The organism is Pedobacter ginsengisoli, assembly GCF_002736205.1.
Taxonomy (GTDB): Bacteria; Bacteroidota; Bacteroidia; order Sphingobacteriales; family Sphingobacteriaceae; genus Pedobacter; species Pedobacter ginsengisoli_A.
In genome coordinates, this window is the sequence record NZ_CP024091.1 from 4315838 (window position 1) to 4331896 (window position 16059).

11 protein-coding genes are annotated in these 16059 nt (G+C 38.3%); 5 read left to right on the forward strand and 6 right to left on the reverse strand.

Annotation, left to right across the window (positions count from 1 at the left end; genetic code table 11):
• Positions 1-20: 20 nt before the first annotated feature.
• Together CPT03_RS17850 and CPT03_RS17855 are read right to left on the reverse strand one after the other, a co-directional pair.
• Positions 21-2894, reverse strand: a complete 2874-nt coding sequence (locus tag CPT03_RS17850; RefSeq protein WP_099440105.1) for a PD-(D/E)XK nuclease family protein — start codon at positions 2892-2894, stop codon at positions 21-23.
• Positions 2894-6196, reverse strand: coding sequence for a UvrD-helicase domain-containing protein (locus CPT03_RS17855; RefSeq protein ID WP_099440106.1), 3303 nt, complete (start codon positions 6194-6196; stop codon positions 2894-2896). Before CPT03_RS17855 ends, CPT03_RS17850 begins: the two co-directional genes overlap by 1 nt.
• Positions 6197-6326: 130 nt before the next feature.
• On the opposite strand from CPT03_RS17855, the gene CPT03_RS17860 reads away from it, so the two are divergent.
• The gene (locus CPT03_RS17860) at positions 6327-6866 is read left to right on the forward strand and encodes a thioredoxin family protein (protein WP_099440107.1); all 540 of its coding nucleotides are present in this window, start codon (positions 6327-6329) and stop codon (positions 6864-6866) included.
• Here the strand turns inward: CPT03_RS17860 and CPT03_RS17865 are convergent, their stop codons facing one another.
• From CPT03_RS17865 to CPT03_RS17875, 3 genes are all read right to left on the reverse strand, one after another.
• Positions 6867-8573, reverse strand: a complete 1707-nt coding sequence (locus CPT03_RS17865) for a glycoside hydrolase family 3 protein (RefSeq protein WP_099440108.1) — start codon at positions 8571-8573, stop codon at positions 6867-6869.
• Positions 8574-8826: 253 nt separating this feature from the next.
• A complete protein-coding gene (locus CPT03_RS17870) occupies positions 8827-9459 on the reverse strand; it encodes a porin family protein (protein ID WP_157766492.1) in 633 nt (210 codons plus the stop codon).
• A 268-nt stretch (positions 9460-9727) separates the two neighbouring features.
• Positions 9728-10342: a porin family protein gene (locus tag CPT03_RS17875; RefSeq protein ID WP_099440110.1), complete on the reverse strand. Its 615-nt coding sequence runs from the start codon at positions 10340-10342 to the stop codon at positions 9728-9730.
• Between the two features lie 313 nt (positions 10343-10655).
• Here CPT03_RS17875 and glpK point away from each other — a divergent pair, with 313 nt between their 5' ends.
• A complete protein-coding gene (glpK, locus tag CPT03_RS17880; RefSeq protein ID WP_099440111.1) occupies positions 10656-12146 on the forward strand; it encodes a glycerol kinase GlpK in 1491 nt (496 codons plus the stop codon).
• A gap of 32 nt (positions 12147-12178) precedes the next feature.
• On the forward strand, positions 12179-12910 hold the full coding sequence (locus CPT03_RS17885; protein ID WP_099440112.1) for an MIP/aquaporin family protein: 732 nt from the start codon (positions 12179-12181) through the stop codon (positions 12908-12910).
• Between the two features lie 211 nt (positions 12911-13121).
• Here CPT03_RS17885 and CPT03_RS17890 read toward each other — a convergent pair whose 3' ends face one another.
• Positions 13122-14639 carry a serine hydrolase domain-containing protein gene (locus CPT03_RS17890; RefSeq protein WP_099440113.1) on the reverse strand — a complete coding sequence of 506 codons (1518 nt, stop codon included), beginning with the start codon at positions 14637-14639 and terminating at the stop codon, positions 13122-13124.
• Positions 14640-14742: 103 nt separating this feature from the next.
• Here CPT03_RS17890 and CPT03_RS17895 point away from each other — a divergent pair, with 103 nt between their 5' ends.
• Positions 14743-15258 (forward strand): transcriptional regulator, encoded by a 516-nt coding sequence (locus CPT03_RS17895; RefSeq protein WP_099440114.1) that lies wholly within the window; start codon positions 14743-14745, stop codon positions 15256-15258.
• A gap of 37 nt (positions 15259-15295) precedes the next feature.
• On the forward strand, positions 15296-15994 hold the full coding sequence (locus CPT03_RS17900) for a DUF1826 domain-containing protein (RefSeq protein ID WP_099440115.1): 699 nt from the start codon (positions 15296-15298) through the stop codon (positions 15992-15994).
• The last annotated feature ends 65 nt before the right edge of the window (positions 15995-16059 follow it).

Genomic DNA, 16059 nt, shown 5'->3' on the forward strand with positions numbered 1-16059 from the left:
GCTATCGATGAATTCATTAACTATCTCTGACAAATGTCCTTATACGGACAATATCCGCAGTTCTCTTTGTTCTCCGTTTGCACAAATGGAATGTTTTCGTCAAACAGTTCTTCCAGCTTTTCTCTTAGTTTATCTGCAAACATAGATTTAAAGGCCTCAAGGCTTTGATCTTGCAGTAACAAGCCACCTTTATGCTTCTCTTTAAACAGGGTACCCTCCTTAAAATCCCTTACCGTATAAAGATGTGGCTCTACATATTGTCGCTTTTTAACCTGCTCATAAACATAGGTATAAAACAGCGTTTGTATTAGCGCCTTGTTATGATCCTTTGCCTGATCTTCGAAAAGCGAAGGAAAATCTTTGTATTTGAGCTGGTCTTTTCCTGTTTTGTAATCAACAATCCTGATCTTCCCATCCTTAACATCAACACGGTCAATTATTCCATACAACCAGATGTTTTGACTTTTGCTCCCTACCTCTATTGGATAAAGCATCACGTAATCACTTTTATTTTCGAGTTCTTCTATTTTAAAAGGAGTAAGCTTTTCGTCGTTCCTTAAAATCTTAAGTGCATATTGTTCTAACACCTGCAATACAATTTGCTGCAATGCCGGAGTTTGGGTGCCGGTTTTGGCTGCATTAAGCTTAAGTTCTTTAGCTAAAGCAAACTCACACAGATCAGAAAGCCTTGTTTCTCTTTCTTTAATAAAATCTGCCGTTACTTCCTGACCTGTCACGGGTTCATAAAATACTTCCATTACCGTATGCAAAGCACTGCCGATTAAATTTGCCTCTATCCTGTCTGGCAAATCTTTCGGTTCCTTTAATCCGGCAATATTTTTATAGAAAAACCTTAAAGAACACGTATTATAATCAGTAAAGGCAGTTGCAGAGATCTTCTTATCATACTTAGCCGTAGAATTTCGTTTGAAATATTTCTCCAACCCCTTTAATACATCTCCATTTTTTTCTACAACTATTTTAAGCTCCCTCGGATTCTCTATAGCTTGATTTTGCTGCACCCTATTTATAAACGTACAATTCGTTTCAAACTCCAATTGTTTTATAAACCGGCTTTCCTCGCCGGTACTTTTTTCGTCAGTTACACCATTGTAAACTAAAGTGATCTTTTTAGCAACATGCAATAACCTATAAAACAGATAAGCCGAAATTGCATTTTGATGCTCAAGAATAGGCAGGCCAAAGGCACGCCTGATATTATCAGGAATAAATGAGGGTGTATTATTAATTTTAGGCAGGATCCCTTCGTTTACCCCTAAAACTATTAGCTCATCAAAGTCGAGGTTCCTGCTTTCTAAAAGCCCCATTACCTGTAAGCCGGCCAAAGGTTCCCCTTCAAAAGGAACGGTTAATCCCTGAAGTGCCCTTCTTATCAGTTTAAAAACAAACCTGGGGTTAAAATCTTTAGCACCCTCTGCTTTCAGTTCTTCAAAGCTATCGGTAAGTGCATTAAGTGCCTTAACAGCTTCTGTAGATAGCAGACTATCCATCCTTTGTAATTTCCCTTCTTCTGCAACATATAACAATACACTTGCAAGATGTCTTATCGAGGTAAAAGAGTCAATAAAGTGATTAAAAGTAATTCCGGCGATCTTGCCTGTATGTAAAAGTTCTGTTTTATTAAAAGTTATCTTTTTCTCATCAACAACCTGATTGTGCATCTTATTCCTCAAATCTGCATCTATGGTAATCAATGGATTAAAAAGAAAGGATAAAACATGCTTATAGTTAACTTCATCATCAGATAACAACGCCTCCTGGATACTAAGCCAAAGATCACATAGACCGTATAAGGCCGACTGCTCAAAGGGATAACCCATCGTAACATTGACGCTATCATCATCAATGGTCTGTAGTGCAGGGATTAACAATTTCTCATCGGCAAGGATAATTGCTTTTCCACCTTCATTCTTTGTATCCTTTTGGTCCAAAAGTTCTGAAAGCAATTTCCCCTGTGCTACATTTCCAAGTGCCTGCACTACAAAAAATTCCTTCGCCTTATCGTTTAATCTTGCCGGCGCTTCCTGAAACTGATTAACAAGTCCAACCGTATGTATATTTCTTCTGATAAAATGTCCCGCTTCCTGCAAAGGATTAGAGAAATAATGTGCATCTACATCAAAATAAAAAGAACACCATTCTTTTTCCTGCCATTGCTTAAAAAACTTTTCTTCCGCTCTCGACAAGGCATTAAAACCAACAAATACAGTATGTTTAAATGTTTTTAAAAACGAGGGATCAGAGTCCTTGCCTTCAGCCAGATTACGGTACATCCGGGCATTGGTAACCAGATCCTCTTTTGCTAATCGGGCATGAAAATTAACATATAGCGCCGGCATTCTTTGCCAAAGCTCTATAAACCTTTCCTGCATCTGGTTTTGCTTTTTTGCCGAAAAAGAGCCCCAGAATGTTCGCATGAACTGTAGCTGATCCTCATCAAAATTTGGAAATTGCAACTGCAGCTCTGCTATATCTTCAATTAAGCCAAATATCTCGTTAGCATTGGCCAGATAATAATCTACCTGACTAAAATCTCCAAGAATTATTTCTGCCAGCGGATAAAACTCATCCGGCGAAACACTGTCTTTACCTTCAGATTTTAGCAGCTCATTATAACAGGTATATAAAACAAAGAATTGTTTAAGCTGACCCGCGGGAACAAGTGTCGTACCCAGCGAAAGAAACTCTTGAATAGTATACATCTGAGGGCTCCAGATTGGTTTACCACTCACTTCTGCGAGATATTTCTTTAAATAGAGCTGAGGCCTCTTATTATTAAAAACAACAGCAACATCCTGTAATTCATTCCCAAAACGGTCTAAAAGATCGGCAGCTACCCTGTTTAAAAATTTTCCTTCGTTCACACTTTTCATTACGATACTTTTAATAAATTTCCTGTTTCGGCATACCAGATGTAAGCATCTATCTCCTTAAACTCATCCATCTTTAACAGGTTGTCCCTGTACTGCTTTATGTCTTCTATATACTTATTATGAGGGGCTCCAAATTTAAAATCAAGCAAAATAGCCTTATCTTCCATTACAAAAAGCTTATCAGGCCGTTTTACTTCCCCTCCCTCCAAAATCATATCCCTTTCACTAATAATCCGGTTCGAATTCTTAAACCATCCGGCAATTTCCTGCTGACTTATTACATTTATTACCGCTTGCTTTACCTCATCCCGTTCAGCACGCCTAATCAGGCCTTCTTGTAACTTTACGGCAATTAATTTATCTAGGGCTGCCAAATCAGTAATGGTTTCCAAAATACTATGTAACACTACCCCTTTTCGTTGCCGGGCATTAAACCAGCCGTCATCCTTTTTTTGGTAATTAAATTTAGCCGTTAAACGCTCATTCACATAATAGTCAGACACTGTTATAGCCCTTTCATTTATTTCAGTCTCTTTTTTAATTGCCGGCTTTAATGTTCCAAAAGCCAACAAACTTTCATCAAGCACAAAACCGGATCCTTCTTCTGTTTTAAAGAGATTGAGTAATATGTTTTGAAGCTCATTTTTTATTGAGCTTTCTTTTTTCTTTTCTACAAGTGTAGTTTTAGGGCATACCAGGTACAAGTATTCTCTGGCTCTGGTGGTAGCTACGTATAATGTATTTAATGCATCCATATAGTTGAGCAGCATCTCTTCAAAGTACTCGCGGGCAAAAGCTGTTGATGCAAGTTTGCTGCTATAATCAACAGGCAAAGTGCTAAAGCTTTCAAAACCTGCCGCAGCGGCATCTACCCATAAAATCTTCTTGATAAATCCACTTGGTATATTTAATTTCCAATTCAGAAATGGAATAATTACTGCTTTAAACTCCAGTCCTTTCGATTTATGTATGGTCATGATCTGTACTGCATCCTGATCATCTGCAGCAGGCAAAGCTTTATTTAAGCCTTCCTCATCCCACCATTCCAGAAACATCCCTAAGCCTTGATCACCGCCCCCGGCAAAAGTTCCTATCTGATCCCTAAGTGCCATAATAAAAGGAATATGATGTTCATTGCTCCCAGTTCCCAACCCAAAAAACTGCACCAGTCTTTCCATAAGGCTGGTCATAGGCAATTGCCTGAAGCTTTCAAAGCCATCGCAGAAATCTTCAGGAAAATAGAGCTTAAGGTTTTGGATAGGTTGATTGGCAATATCCATCCAGTCCTGTGCAGTTAAGGTAACCTTTCTTTCTATCCCCTCAGGATTATTAATCTGGTTATATAATCTTGCACAGGTAGCTCTGTAAATCGCCTGTTCCTCTTCTCTGGCTACCAGCATTCTAAATATATTGACGAGGAGCTGGACGGCAAGGTTTGATGAAATCTTTAAAGCATCGCCAGAAATAACCTGAAATGTTTTGCCGGCTGCTGCTGATAAATCATCTTGTCTGCCCAGCAATGCAGAAATCATAGTTTCTGCCTCACGATTGGTTTTTACCAGCACACAAATATCCTTCATAGAAAACCCATAAACAGATAAGAGTTCAATTATTTTATCGACAGAATGGCCTTCTGCAAGCGGGCTTTCCTCTTCAGTATCTGTATCTTCTTCTTTATCAAGAAACTGAACCTCTATCTTACCACCATCCAAAGTTTGAGGAGTAACTTTTTGATCACTGCCTTCATAAGCACTAGCAATAATCTGGCTGTATTCCTGGTTCCAATAACTAATAAGATCCTCTCTTTCGGTATCGGCAAGCACCCCATTAAGCTGCCTTTGTAAAATAGAGGGTAAATGGGTATACAAAAAATTATTAAAGGCAATTATATTAGCCGCACTTCGTCTGTTAAACTCAAGGCTTTCCTCAGCAACATTATGTGCCTGAACATCGTGCTTTACATTGCTGTGCAGAATGCGCCAATCGCCACTACGCCATCTATATATAGATTGTTTTACATCACCCACAATAAGATGCTCGGCTGTATTGCCTTCAAATTCAGAAAGTGCATTTCTAATTAGAGGCAAAAAATTAAGCCATTGCATAGTACTGGTATCCTGAAACTCATCAAACAGAAAATGCTTATATCTGTTCCCTGTTTTTTCCCAGATAAAGGAAGGGTTTTCAGCGTCGGCACCTGTTATACCCACCAATAATTGCTGAGCATCACTTATAAGAAGGGCCTTGTTCTCGGCCCTGTAATTCTTTAATTGTTGTGCCATTTCCTGCATCAACCGTAAATAAGAACTATTTTTATGAATAGCCAGCCATGTTGAATATTGTTCAGCACCCTCCTGATAAAAAGCAACCATTTTTTTTAAGCCGGGATTAAGCTCATCATACAACTGCCTTACGCCAGATGTATCTTTTAATGATGCATGCGGCCACTGGTCAAAATCATCTACCATTACAGACAATGCCGGAAACCCGGTGTAGTCCTCATTTAGTATCTTATCCAGCTTAAATAATGGGTTTACAGATTTCCGGGCCAGCTCTTCCGGTAAAATACCTGAAAGATCAAATATGTATTTTAAATCAGCAGCCTGGTCTGACAAAGTTTTATTAAAAACTTTGATGCCAGAGGTAATAGTTTGTTTTAAAGCATTAAACTCTGTTGATCTATCCTCTCCCATAAGCAACATCGCTTCCTGAAAAGGGTAGTAACGCTCTTTAAAAATCTCGTTTGCCAGATCCTTTAAAGCACGCTGGTAATTCCAATCCTTACCATCGCTAATTCTGTCTATAGCTAATGCTGTTACCCATTCCAACAGTTCAGGGTCGGCTTCCATCTGCAAATTAAGTGCTTTAACCAACTCTTCCTTTACCTTATCATGGTTCATTTCCAGCTTGTAACCACTGTCAAGATTTAGCTCAAAAGCAAAACTCCTGATCACCTTTTGCACAAAGCCATCAATTGTACTTACAGAAAATCTGCCAAAATCATGAAGAATGTTGCTGTAAATTTGCTGCGCCCTTGCCTTAATATCCTGATCTGAAAGTTCAGGATAGCTCTCCTTTAGCAGAGGTTTAAAATCCGAAGGATCCCCATTTGCTATTGCCTGTAAAGCACCTAATATTCGTTCCTTCATTTCGGCTGTTGCCTTATTTGTAAAAGTAACAGCTAGAATTTCCTTGTATTTACCAGGCCCACTAAATAAAAGTGTAAGGTAATGAAGGGTTAGGCTAAAAGTCTTACCCGATCCGGCAGATGCTCTAAGCAATTTTAAAGGTGGTTGAGGCATTACGTAAAGCTATAACTTATTTGGAAAAATATGACTACAAATAAAATCTACTATTTAACTAGAGAATATTAAACTGGTATTACAATTGATATTAGCTATTCTATTAATTTTGCAATTAAATTATTGAATAATGAAAAGGATAGCCTTAATACTACTTATCGCAATAGCAACAGTAGGCTCAAGCTCTGCACAAGAGAAAAAAGAAGCAGTACATATATACAATCCCCAGGCTAATGCCCGTGCAGATATTGATGGCGCAGTAGCAAAAGCAAAAAAAGAAGGAAAACATGTGTTTCTGCAAATTGGCGGAAACTGGTGCGGCTGGTGTATTGCTTTCCATAAAATGGTTGATAACACACCTGCATTAAAGCAATTTATTAATGAAAATTATGAAGTTGTCTTAGTGAATTATAGTCAGGAAAATAAAAATGAGGCTGTGCTTGCCAGTCTTAATTACCCTCAGCGCTTCGGTTTTCCGGTTTTTGTAATCCTTGATGGGAATGGAAAACTTTTGCACACCCAAAACTCTGCTTACTTAGAAACCGACGAGACAGATGTAAACGGCAAAAAGAAAACGGGACATAGTGTTAAAGCAGTTACAGATTTCTTAAAAAACTGGACAGCAAAAGCAGTTGATCCTGAAACTTACAAGCAACAAAAAGTAAAATAACTAGTCTTTATCACCATATTTAAAGAAAGTATTCACAGTAACAGGCAGCCTGCCTGTAGGAATCAACTGATTCTTAATTACAGAAGCGGCAGCCTTTTGCATGAAATCTTCTTTTTGATATGCTACTATCAGGCCTCTGCTATTCTCAAGTCCAGGTAATGCCGATAAGTTATATGGATTAGCAAACAATGCAAAAATTGCATTACTAAGCGACATGTCTTTAATAAACATTTTTAGGTCATTACTTAGAATCATCCCATTTCCAGGCCTGATGCGAGTATCATGAATACCAATAATTACCTGATCAAAAACATTAATATACCTTAAAACTTTTGCAATAGCTGCAGCATTCGCATTTCTGTCTAGTGTATAGAACACTGAGTTTTTATAATACGTACCCAGGTCTCGCTGAAACTCTGTAACTCCAGGTGTTCCTAAACTAATAATAACAGTTCTTCTGTCCTTAGACAATTGCTTAATATTAGCCTTTCCCCTTAACAGGGTCATCGAAGCATCGGCCAGTTTTTGTAAAAGTACCAGACTTGATGGCCTGTTTACATCGGCAACCACGTTTCTTTCATTTATAGAATCACGAACATTTAAACCCGCCCAATATTTTGCAGTAAGAATCTTTTTAACACTTTCGTCAATTCTATCCATGCTTATTCTGTCTTGTCTAACTGCTTTACGAACAAGCTTTATGGCTCTGTTGCTATTTTCCGAAAGTTCCAAAATGTCATTACCTGCAATTACCCCCATTACATCAGCCTCTCCATCCTTAAAATACTTAACCACCCCTTTCATACCCATAGCATCCGAAATAATTAGGCCTTTAAAACCAAGCTCCTCCTTTAAAACACCGGTAACAATAGGTTTTGATAAGGTTGATGGCATATTTGGTGTATTGTCTAATGCAGGAATATTCATGTGGGCTATCATTACACCCGAGGCCCCCTGCCTGATCAATTCTCTGAAGGGATAAATCTCCAAGCTGTCCAAACGAGCTTTGGTAAATTTAAGTTGAGGAAGATCGTAATGAGAATCAACATCAGTATCCCCATGCCCCGGAAAATGCTTAAGGCTAACCAGCAATCCCCCATCCTGCATTCCTCTCATATATTCGCCAGCCTTAGCAGCAACGTTATATTTGTTTTCGCCAAAAGAACGATAATTTATAACCGGATTTTTAGGGTTATTATTCACATCAACATCTGGTGCAAGATTCATGTGCATACCAATTCGCTTATAATCTTTAGCAACCTCCAAACCCATCTTATACAGCAGTTCTTTATCCTGAACAGCCCCCAATGCCATTTGGTAAGGGTAAGAAATAGTACTATCTAAACGCATTCCCAATCCCCATTCCCCATCAGAGGTAATTAATAGTGGTACTCTTGATGCAGCCTGATACTGATTTGTTAAAATGGCTTGCCTGCCCGGACCACCCTGAAAAAACACCAACCCTCCAATATGTTCCTTTTTAATCACATTGGCAATCGAGTCTTCATATGCCTTCCCTAAATTGGTATGCGCCCTTACAAAGAACATCTGAGCAATTTTCTGACGTCTGTTTAATTTATTAAAAACAGAATCTACCCATTGGTTCTTCTCTGTTAAAGTTTGTAAATAAGATTTCTTTTGTGCCTTAATTGACGATACTGAGATAATTAGAAGGAAGGTAATAGTAAGCAGATGTTTAACATTCATTATGGCAGTGGATTGTTTAAATTTCAAAGTTATAAAAAAAGCACCCTATTCAGGATGCTTTTTAAGGTTAAATAGGAATATTATCCTCACACACAATTAGGGATTAGTATCTTTCCTGTCCTATTGGTTATCTTTTTTGAAGTATAATCTGAATGTCATTTCGACCTTATAACTTTTTAAAGGTACATGCATTTTTTGATTATTCCTGCAAAGGCTTCAATTTGTTTCGTTTGCACTTCAAAAAGCACCCGGTTTAAAACGTATAACCTAACGACAATGCAAATCCTTTATTCTTTATTTTGTCCTGATTTACATCGTCTTTAAGAGCTTTCTGGAAGTCCATCATATATCTGGCATTTACATTGAGGTTTGGTGTGATACTATATCCAAGACCAACCGCACCACCAGCTAACGACTTACTAAAGTTCTCAGTGTCGGTCGATTCTCCCTGTGTACCATTACCAAGCTCTCCGGTAGATTTTTGTGAAAGAAGGAATGATACCTGAGGACCTGCAAATACAGTTAATTCCGGAGTAGCCTTATATCCTATTAATACAGGAATGTCTATATAAGACACCTTAGTGTCTAAGTCCACACCGTTTTCACTTAATTTAGCGCCCTTTTGTATAAACATCGCTTCCGGCAGAAAGGCAAACCCTCCACCCATAGGCAAATCAGCATAAATACCAGCCTGGAATCCGAACTTCGAGTCGGTTGAATATTCCTGGCCTACTGCCTGAATTTTACCCATGTTCATTAGGTTGGCACCAGCTCTAATCCCAAAGCGCATTTTATCGTTCGCCGCCGATTGTGAAGTCTGTGCATTTGCCTTAAAAGCTAAACTGCTTACTGTTAATCCTAGTCCTATAATCAATAATGTTTTCATAATTTTCTGTTTAAAATTCATGGGGTATATTGTAATAACCATGCCAAACAACCTAAAACATAGGAACCAAAGGAAAGCAAAAACAACCTTAAGTAACTCATTTTGTGACTGTTAAAAACAAACCCATATGCTCAATAAAATCCTGAAACCTACTATACCGTAAATGTCTCGGATTTGATACACTCAGAAAACCAAACTATAATAAAAGCCTGTATCAAAAAATCATGATACAGGCTCTTTCATAAAAATAATTCTTCAACCGAAGTAATTAGAATTTCAACCCTAATCCCACAGAGAATACCTGGTTTTTAAATTCAGGAGTTTCTTTTGATCCATTCTCGTTATTTTTCTGGAAGTCTAAAGCATAACGGCCATGAAGATCTACCTTATCCGTTACATCATATCTGAAACCAATTACACCACCAACCAGACTTTTCTTAAACCTATCTGATTTGTCTTCGATAATTGTTTCTTCAGTAGATCCGAATCCGTTCTCGAATTTGTTCTTGGTAGAAGTAAGGAAAGATACCTGTGGACCAACAACTAAATTAAGTCCTGTTCCGCCTACATTAATACTTGCCAAAATAGGAATATCAATAAAGTGAGTGGTTTGAGTAAATTCACCAAAAGGAGCTTCTGCTTTATAACCTTTGGTAGAATATAACAACTCCGGAGTAAACGCCAACCCTTTTATCAAGTTGATGTCTAAAGTAATACCGGCATTAAAGCCTGGGTTAACTTTTGTTTTAAAATCATTATTACCGTCACCTTTAATAATGTTCGGTAAGTTTAAGCCTCCCTTAATACCCAATCTTATTGGGCTCTGTGCATTTGCTGCGGTGGCTACAAATAGGCCTATGGCCAAAACAATTAATTTTTTCATTTTGTGTAGTTTTTTTTCTTGTTCATCAGAAAGAAATGTGCCAATTTTATAAAAGGCCCTGCTTTATATCCTTTAAACATTGGTTACCACCTATTTAAAACTTGTTACAACATTGATTTTTATTGACAAATATTATCTTCAATTTTATAAACCACCCTTCAAATTGTATCTAATTTGATACAAACAATTTCAATAAACACATCTCCAAAACAATAGCATTAAAAAACAAAAATAATTTCACATACTTATTTTTACTTTCGATAATGATTTCTTATACTTACGTTTTATTACATATTTACACCAAATAAAAAGTATGAGCACGTACATTCTATCTTTTGACCAGGGAACTACAAGTTCGCGGGCAATTGTTTTTGATAAAGAAGGGAGCATTATTTCAATTGCACAAAGAGAGTTTCAGCAAATTTACCCGCAACCAGGATGGGTAGAACACAATGCTACCGAAATCTGGTCCAGTCAGGTTGCAGTAGCTACAGAGGCTATCATAAAAGCCAGCATCACTCCTCATGATATTGCAGCTATTGGCATTACAAATCAGCGTGAAACAACCGTACTTTGGGATAAAAAAACAGGCGAGCCTTTACACAACGCAATTGTTTGGCAAGACAGACGCACATCTGCTTACTGTGATGAATTAAAAGTGCAAGGCTTGGGTAAAAGTGTACAGGAAAAAACAGGGCTTATTATAGATGCCTACTTTTCGGCAACAAAAATCAGATGGATATTAGATAATGTGCCCGGAGCAAGAGAGAAAGCTGAAGCGGGAGAGATTGCATTTGGGACTATAGATACCTGGCTAATATGGAAATTAACAGATGGCAGAGTACATGTTACTGATGTAACCAATGCTTCTAGAACAATGATATATAATATTCACAGCCTGGACTGGGATCAGGAGCTACTGGACCTTTTTAATATCCCTCGCAGTATACTTCCTGAAGTAAAATCATCAAGTGAAGTATACGGAGAAACTACAGGCAACGTGCTGGCAGCTAAAATACCTATTGCCGGTATAGCCGGCGACCAGCAAGCCGCGCTGTTTGGACAAATGTGTACAGAGCTTGGGATGGTTAAAAACACTTATGGTACAGGCTGCTTTATGCTGATGAACATTGGAGACAAACCTATTGTATCGCAAAACAACCTGGTAACTACTATAGCCTGGAAAATAAATGGTAAAGTTCAATATGCTTTAGAAGGCAGTATATTTATAGGCGGAGCTGTTGTACAATGGCTAAGAGATGGATTAGGCTTAATTGCCACATCGGCAGATGTTGAAGAACTGGCTCTAAGAGAAACTGACACCGGTGGCGTGTACCTTGTTCCAGCCTTTGCCGGTCTTGGAGCTCCGCACTGGAATCAGGATGCCAGGGGTACCATTACCGGAATTACCAGAGGCACCAATGCATCTCACCTAGCCAGGGCAGCTATTGAAAGTATCGCTTTCCAGACAATGGAGGTTTTAAAGGCTATGGAAGCAGATTCAGGCCTTAGAATTAAGGAACTAAGAGTAGATGGAGGTGCAACTGCCAACGATATACTGATGCAATTTCAGGCTGATGTGCTTGAAACCACAGTAATCAGACCGCAGGTTACAGAAGTTACCGCCTTGGGTGCGGCCTATCTGGCTGGCCTTGCTGTTGGCTACTGGGCAAGCATGGATGACATTAGTGGCCAGTGGAAAATTGACAAAAGTTTTAAAGCCGGAGAGGCTAAAAATATAGAAGAGCGTATAAAAGGATGGAATAGAGCTGTAAAAGCGGCCAAAGCATACGCAGAAAATTAACCAAACTAATAACTTATTTAAATCTAATCAGCATGTCTGCATTTTCAGCCGAAATCCTCGGTACTATGTTTATGATTTTATTGGGCAATGGTGTTGTTGCCAATGTTGTTTTAACCGGAACTAAAGGAAATAATGGTGGATGGATTGTAATTACCACAGCCTGGGCACTTGCCGTATTTGTAGGTGTTGTAATAGCCGGGCCATACAGTGGAGCTCATCTTAATCCTGCTGTAACAATTGGCCTGGCGGCTGCCGGAAAGTTTAGCTGGGCAGACGCCCCCGCCTACATTGCCGCTCAATTTATCGGTGCAATGCTTGGATCCTTTTTGGTCTGGCTCTTGTTTAAAGATTTTTACAAAGGAACAGAAGACAAAGGCGCAAAACAGGCTACTTTTTTTACTGCCCCTGCCATTCCAAATACTGTTTCGAATTTGATAAGTGAAATAATAGGCACATTTGTACTGATTTTTGTAATATTCCATTTTACTGATGCCTCATTCGGTTCTGATAAATCTCCGATAGGCCTGGGTTCCGTTGGTGCCCTACCTGTAACCTTTCTGGTATGGGTTATAGGTCTATCATTAGGCGGAACAACAGGATATGCCATTAATCCGGCAAGAGATCTTGGTCCTAGAATTATGCATGCCATACTTCCAGTTGCCGGCAAAGGCGGCAACAACTGGAGTTATGCGTGGATACCCGTAATAGGCCCAATTGTTGGAAGCGTGCTGGCGGCTTTGCTATATTTTTGCATAAAAATTTAATACTCATTTTGGCTATTAAGAGTATTTCAGGTCTAGTTTAACAATGGCTGTTAATTCAGCCCCATGAGTCTCTCAAATGACAAAAGGTCGTTCAGAGTCGTTTCAAAGCCGGTAAAAGAGTCGTTGGGCAGTCGTTTAAAAAATACAGCAAACCTAGCCTCTTTGAGGGTAATTGATATTGATTTTATGTGGCGGATTTCTATTGGAACTTCTATTTAAGTAGTTGCTCAAGTGCTGCTTGGCCACCTGTGTTCTGATGGTTTAATTCAATAGATTTCTTGTACATCTCAATAGCTTCCTGCTTCTTTCCTGCAAAGGCCAATGCTTCGCCATAACTATCGTAGGTATTAAAGCTTAGTGGAAATAGGAGTACATTAAGTTTTAATACCTCCAGGGCCTCAGAAACGTGGCCAGGTGTTTTCCCCGCGTAAAGTAACTGCAAGCCGAGTTCATTCATTTCATCTTCATTTAAAGAATAATGCAGACTGTCTGATTTGAGCGCGCATAATTTTATGAAAGCATTATCAATACCCCTCTCAGTTAAAGCAATGACATAGTCGCGCGTAAGGCTTTTCCGTAATGTTTCCGTAGGCCGGGCATTTAGTATTTTAAGAATGTTCTTTCCAATATTAAAGACGTTTGGGCTGAAAGTATTGTCGAATAGAATAAAACTTTGTTTACGGGAAATATTCCGAACAAACATACAGATAGCTCCCGGCACACCACCTGTATGAAAAACAATTTTACCAAGGGTGGTATCTTGCAGTACATACCATCCAAGACCATAGACTGCCTTACCTAAAGCACTTTCAGTAATGTTGGGCATACCTAAGTTTAATTGACTAACAGCAAGGGCTTCGTTAAGACTTTCTGATTTTAACAGCTTGGTTCCATACAATGCCTGGTCGAATCTGATCATATCAGTCGTGGTACTGTATATGTTCCCCTGCCCCAATAATCCGTTCAGATTATAAGTCCTCCATTTCACTTTCTTAATGCTATCTGCATCAATAGGTACTGTATTAATAAACAGTGGATAATCATGATTTATAGCCTGTTTTAATGGTTTGATATGTTTACTTGTGTAAAAATAAGTCTCTGACATCCCAGCAGGCTGGAAGACTTTTTTAGCTACATATACTTCAAAAGATGAGCCTGAAACCTTTTCGACAAGTAATGCGAGTAAGCAAAAGTTTAAATTAGAATATTGCCACTTTTCACCCGGGTTAAATATTAAAGATTGATTTAAGCTTTTCAGAAGTGGAATGATATCTCCATTATTAAAAACCTTTTCGGGTTGTTTAGCAACTGCTGATTCGAAAACATTGTAGTCTGGCAAACCTGAAGTATGCGATAGAAGCTGACGTACGGTGATATTAGGATAAGGAAATTCTGGGAAATATTTAATAAAACGGTCATCCAATTTAAATTTGCCTCTATCCCTCAATTGCAATATGGCTATTGAGGTAAATATTTTTGATACAGACCCTAATGCAAAGCTAGTTGTTTTGGTATTTGACTGACCCCGTGCAAAATCGGAATATCCGAATGATGATTTATAGATGGTGTTGTTATTAACCGTAATTTGGGCAGCGCCATTTAACATTTTATATTCAGATATAACCTGAAATAAACTATCAATGCGCTTTGAAATAACCTGTTCTTGAGAGAAAGCCATGGATGGGATTAGCATGTAAGCTAAGGCGAGATTTTTTACAATATTTTTCATGTCAAAAGTTTGTTCAAAACTAAGGCTGTAAATAGAACAGAGACATATATAAAAACTTTAGAAAACCTTTAGAAAAGCTTATTTTTAACTTTACAAGTTAATTATGGTAATAAATAAGCATTTTACTATAAATGCTTCGCGAAATGAAGTATTGGATAACAGGACGGAAAAATCTGTTAGACTGGAACCCTGGTTGATGAAACTGTTATGCCTTCTCATTGAAAATCATGGAGAGATTGTTGAACGTAGTTTTATTATCAAACAACTCTGGAATGATTATCCCGGAGCAGGTGAGGGCTTAAATCAAGCCATATCAGGATTGAGAAAATTACTGGAGGACGATCAGAAAAAGATCATCGAAACACTTCCTAAAACCGGATATTGTTTCCATGGAATTATTGAAGATATTCCTATTAAACATCAGGCCAGATCGCTTAAGGCAACATATATCATGGCGGGGATTCTAACGGTTATCGCTATTTTATTTCTTGTGAGATATTACCAATCAACGGAAGCATCAATTTCTGACCGATTATCTAGAAAGGAAGCACGCGATATTTCTAAAATTGACTCCATCCATCAGGCAGAAAGATTAAAAGCTCCTAAGAATAGGAAGTAAATGTAGGATTTAGATAATTAGAGACTTTCAAAAACAGATGAACAATAAATTTTCGGACAAGCACCAAATTAGAGTAGTTTCTACTTTTTCTGAACTTGTAAATACCGATTTCAAAGGTATTACGAACGCTATTTGCTGGTATAGAGATTTGGCCGGAGATTTTAAGGAAGTGGTATCTAAACTTCAATTTGAACAAGATATTACAGAAGTTTGCCCCGAGCAGCTTTTAGCGCTTCAACTTTCCGAAAAAGGGCATTTAGCACGGCAAATTATTTTAAATGATTTGCAATTATTAACCGATTTTGGGGCTTCTCCTTCACTCAATCTGATCAAAAGTTACCCACGGGACGATGCGTTCGATTTTATTCCAACAGATGTATATTCTTATCATGTGGATCGCTCAGCCATTGCAACGGATACTTTTTTATGTACCTATTATGGCGCTGTTAGCGAAATCTTACCCAATGATCAGGCTGAACAAAAAATACTCATCCCGGAGATTAGGGAAAAGCTTAAAGAATTACATGAAGGTTCAGACGTGGAATTTGAAAGCTTTTTGGAGGAATATTATTTTGACCTGCATTATCAACCTAAAGCCAACGCTAAGCCCATAAATTTAGGATTAGGCCATATTTGGAGATTAGCAGTAGACCATCCTCAGCAGAAGGTTTTACCCTGTGTTCATCGGGCACCAGAAGAAAAAGAAGATGAATATCGATTGCTTCTGATTTGTTGATTAGGGTGCATGTTTCGGCAAATATAGCCACTCATTCCACATTTAAACTGACATCCTATTTCGCG

Bases quoted from the DNA above. Each gene is read 5' to 3' on its own strand.
- CPT03_RS17850 (WP_099440105.1), bottom strand. From the start codon at position 2,894: ATGAAAAGTGTGAACGAAGGAAAATTTTTAAACAGGGTAGCTGCCGAT.
- CPT03_RS17855 (WP_099440106.1), bottom strand. From the start codon at position 6,196: ATGCCTCAACCACCTTTAAAATTGCTTAGAGCATCTGCCGGATCGGGT.
- CPT03_RS17860 (WP_099440107.1), top strand. From the start codon at position 6,327: ATGAAAAGGATAGCCTTAATACTACTTATCGCAATAGCAACAGTAGGC.
- CPT03_RS17865 (WP_099440108.1), bottom strand. From the start codon at position 8,573: ATGAATGTTAAACATCTGCTTACTATTACCTTCCTTCTAATTATCTCA.
- CPT03_RS17870 (WP_157766492.1), bottom strand. From the start codon at position 9,459: ATGAAAACATTATTGATTATAGGACTAGGATTAACAGTAAGCAGTTTA.
- CPT03_RS17875 (WP_099440110.1), bottom strand. From the start codon at position 10,342: ATGAAAAAATTAATTGTTTTGGCCATAGGCCTATTTGTAGCCACCGCA.
- glpK (WP_099440111.1), top strand. From the start codon at position 10,656: ATGAGCACGTACATTCTATCTTTTGACCAGGGAACTACAAGTTCGCGG.
- CPT03_RS17885 (WP_099440112.1), top strand. From the start codon at position 12,179: ATGTCTGCATTTTCAGCCGAAATCCTCGGTACTATGTTTATGATTTTA.
- CPT03_RS17890 (WP_099440113.1), bottom strand. From the start codon at position 14,639: ATGAAAAATATTGTAAAAAATCTCGCCTTAGCTTACATGCTAATCCCA.
- CPT03_RS17895 (WP_099440114.1), top strand. From the start codon at position 14,743: ATGGTAATAAATAAGCATTTTACTATAAATGCTTCGCGAAATGAAGTA.
- CPT03_RS17900 (WP_099440115.1), top strand. From the start codon at position 15,296: ATGAACAATAAATTTTCGGACAAGCACCAAATTAGAGTAGTTTCTACT.